Source organism: Desmonostoc vinosum (genome assembly GCF_059505385.1).
In genome coordinates this window covers 1-3,459 of the sequence record NZ_JCACKM010000314.1, presented here as the reverse complement: position 1 = coordinate 3,459, position 3,459 = coordinate 1, and the positions used below count along the sequence as shown (strand labels likewise).

Here is a 3,459-nt window from a genome sequence, read left to right as displayed (position 1 = left end):
CGCTTCGCTAACGCTAACGCTATCGCGGACTCGCTACCGCTGCGCTAACGTAATTCAGTTTTGTATTGGGGTTAAATCCCATTACAAAACTTGCCGGTTATGGAACGGGGGGACTTAAAACCACGGAACTTGTTAAAAATTCCAAGATTTAATTACTACACTGATAAAACTAACTAAGCCAATCACTAGTAAAGCTACCCCAACAATTTTCACACTATAAGAGGTTTCGTAAGTATAGCGATCGCTTTGGATTTGTTGAAGTAGCTGATGATGTTCTTTTAACCCTAAAACCATCCCTAACATTCCTGTGCCAATAAAAGATAGCCCAACAATAACCGAAAATCTCACTGGGTTAAGGTTATGACTCAGGTGAGTATTTTCAATCGTCCTTACGATGGTGGGGATGCCAAAGCCAAAACCAATTAACGACAGACAGGTGCGTATCCAAGCCATTAAGGTGCGATCTGCTGCTGCCCAACTGCGGTATTTGGCCATTTCGGTACGATCTGCCGCTAAATCATTGGTAGAATGACTCATAATGTGTTAGTTTCGGCTAATCTATGTTGATTAAATTTGTTGTTAATTAATGTTCATAGTCTGTTAGTTCCTGTAATGTATGGGCAAATGGATAATGAATGTTTGTGTATTTAAGTGTATTTAATCTGATGAATGTTGAAGAATTCTTGAAATTGCTCAATAGACATAGAAATCTATCTATCAAACTATACTCATAACTGATTTATAAACAGAAAAAAATCACTCTGCATCCTCCTAAAGAAATTGGAACCATCATGCCAAAATGGGAAAACTGTACGCTCAGGAATTAATAAAGTTCTTGAAAAATATGTCCAGACTCACTTACAGTCTGTTAGATTTTTCAAAAAAGAGTTTATGCCTTAAGTGAGAAGCAATTTAGGTATTGACCTACTACGCTCTCTGTTGGACAGGAAGCCCACGAAGAAAAGCTGTTGAGTTTGATTGTTGGTTTTTGGTTCTTGACTTGGGATAATTTATAAACTTCTTAGTAAAATTAATTTGTCTTGCCACCCTTCGTCATAACGTAATGTCAGCAAAGTATAACCAGTTTTATAACGGAGATTATCGCGTTCAATCTGATCTTGCCTACGCTTATCAGGGCTATTATGAACTGAACCATCACAGAAAATAGCGATCGCCTCCTCTTTGTAGATAAAATCTGGCTTACAGTTAGCCTCTGCAATCAATTCCTGTGCAGCATCAGGTAGTTTGTAACCCCGTTGGTAAATCTCCTGTAACACTACACGCTCAAAATTAGAGTTAGGGTCTGTTTGCTCCAGCAGTTTTTGATATTGCTCATCACGAGAAAGCCCTTTAACTTGAGCAATAGCATTACTTTCAAGTAGCACATCAAGCCAAGGTTTGATGAGGTGACGGTTAATCAGCGCATGGTCAAACTGATTGCGGTAAGAAAGCAAACATTCATAACAAGCTTGGATGCAACTGTCTTTCGGCTCCTTGAAATGGCAGATGTCTAAAGCTGCATCAGCAATTTTTCTAAATGCCTCTGGTTTTTCTAATAGCTGAGATAATACACCTGCACCGCCTTCTGCTGCTTCCCAAAATAGTAAATACTTACCTTCACCTAGACGTTCGGAGTCGAGTTCATTAGCTTCCAACTTATACACAGCCTGAATTGCTGTTTCTAACACATATTGCAGGGTAGCAATAAAGGCTTCTCTATTATCAGCTGGAACATTTAATGGTTCGACAACCAAGATATTGCAAGTATCATCAACCATTAAGTTGACTTCGGTATGTAGACTGTCAGGTGTTTGTTGAGCTTGTGGGTTTTTACTATCACCCCATACACCTGTTGTTGGATTAAGCTTAAATCCTCGTTCTTCTCTATTCTTCTTCAGTCCGCGATTAATTCGCCAGATGGTAGCTGTAGCTCCGTAGGTTAAGTTAAACATTGGCGTACCACAAGCCGCTTGAACATTGGCTAATTTGCGCTTTTGACTAGCGTAACGGAAGTGAGTTGTAATGTTGTAGCCGTATTTAAGCCGTTCTTCCTCGTCACAAGTGATCCGTTCTCGACGACGAGCGATCGCAGTTTCCATTGGTAGTACACGGGTCAATTTGGCTACATTGCCATGAGCATCAGGTTTAATTTCTGCGCCGCAATTTTCACAAGTATCACGAAAATCGCCGTCGTGTTACACCTTAGCCCTGGCTAAAGAAGTCGAACCTTTTGGAATTAAAGTCACTTTAGTTGAACCTGGGGCATTTCGCACAGACTTCAACGGACGCTCTCTAGCAGCAGCCGAACAATCCATTGATGCCTATGTTCCGGTGAGCGGGGCTTCATTGCAGTGGTTCAAAGATATGGATGGTAAGCAACTTGGCAATCCAGCGAAAGCAGCGCAAGCCATCATTCAAGCTGTGGAAAGTCCTCATCCACCGATGCGACTGGCGTTAGGCACGGATGCCATGAGCCTAATTCAGGAAAAACTGGAATGGGTTAAAACGGATTTGGATGCTTGGCAGCAGGTGACTGTAAGTACGGATTATACAGATAGGAACAGTGGGGTAATAGTTGGGTAGCTAATACCAGTTCTCTTTGAAGGCGCACAGAATCGTAGATTGGGGAGCATAGTAGTTGTGGGAGTAACGCCCCACCAGGGAGAACGGGAGAACCGTTTACAGAGCGAAGTGTCACAGGTAATTGGATGTAACAGACATCGAGAGGTACGCGAGATGCGAACAGCCAAAACGATACTGAACATCATACGTGAGCGTCGCTACGATGGTGACGCTCTCAAAACGTAATGGTTACTGGAAAGCTACGTGATACGGAAACGGTCATGCGTAGTTTGGAGGGGGGTGGTTGGAAAAGTGCCACAAATGGTAACTCACTGGCTACCTACCCTACTACACGTCCAGATTTAACAGAGAGGTGCGAGGGATAATACCCTCCATCGACTCTACCCTATCCGCCCACTGCGGATCTTAGGCGGAAACTTTCTGTCTATCAATTGTTGGACGACACATTGCACCTTGCGAGAAAACTCCACTATGAGGATTAACAAGAACTACCTGGGGCAACCCCTCCATTCCAAACATCCGTTTCATCAAACAGGGTTAAGGCGCAGTCAAAGCCAAGCCCGCATCCTTTTCTTGGCATAATTTTATGTTATGGCCTTAGTTCATATATAAAGCCAGAGCGCCCTGTAAGCAGGGCGAACGCATCTAAATATTGACAAAGTGGTAGGTAAGGCACGGGCAAAGTAGTACAAAAAAACTAATAAAAGGGCATTTGGAGCGATCGCTGCAAGCGTGAGGTAAGCAATCGGACTTTAATGGTAAAGTCAAAGGGGTAATTCAAAAAAGATAGTTTGGATCTGGAGCATAGTTTGCTACTTCTAAAGTAAGGATTCAGGTCTAATAGTTAGGAAGTAGAGACGGGCGAGACTGATAATT

3 protein-coding genes are annotated in these 3,459 nt (G+C 42.5%); 1 reads left to right on the top strand and 2 read right to left on the bottom strand.

Features of this window, described 5'->3' with window-relative positions:
• Positions 1 to 132: 132 nt before the first annotated feature.
• Both AC5JMF_RS31770 and AC5JMF_RS31765 read right to left on the bottom strand, forming a co-directional pair.
• Positions 133 to 537: a YidH family protein gene (locus tag AC5JMF_RS31770; RefSeq protein WP_495799692.1), complete on the bottom strand. Its 405-nt coding sequence runs from the start codon at positions 535 to 537 to the stop codon at positions 133 to 135.
• 473 nt (positions 538 to 1,010) lie between these two features.
• Positions 1,011 to 2,117 carry a Zn-binding domain-containing protein gene (locus tag AC5JMF_RS31765; protein WP_495799691.1) on the bottom strand — a complete coding sequence of 369 codons (1,107 nt, stop codon included), beginning with the start codon at positions 2,115 to 2,117 and terminating at the stop codon, positions 1,011 to 1,013.
• Between the two features lie 247 nt (positions 2,118 to 2,364).
• On the opposite strand from AC5JMF_RS31765, the gene AC5JMF_RS31760 reads away from it, so the two are divergent.
• Complete coding sequence (locus AC5JMF_RS31760) at positions 2,365 to 2,583, top strand: hypothetical protein (RefSeq protein ID WP_495799690.1); 219 nt, start codon at positions 2,365 to 2,367, stop codon at positions 2,581 to 2,583.
• Positions 2,584 to 3,459 lie beyond the last annotated feature (876 nt).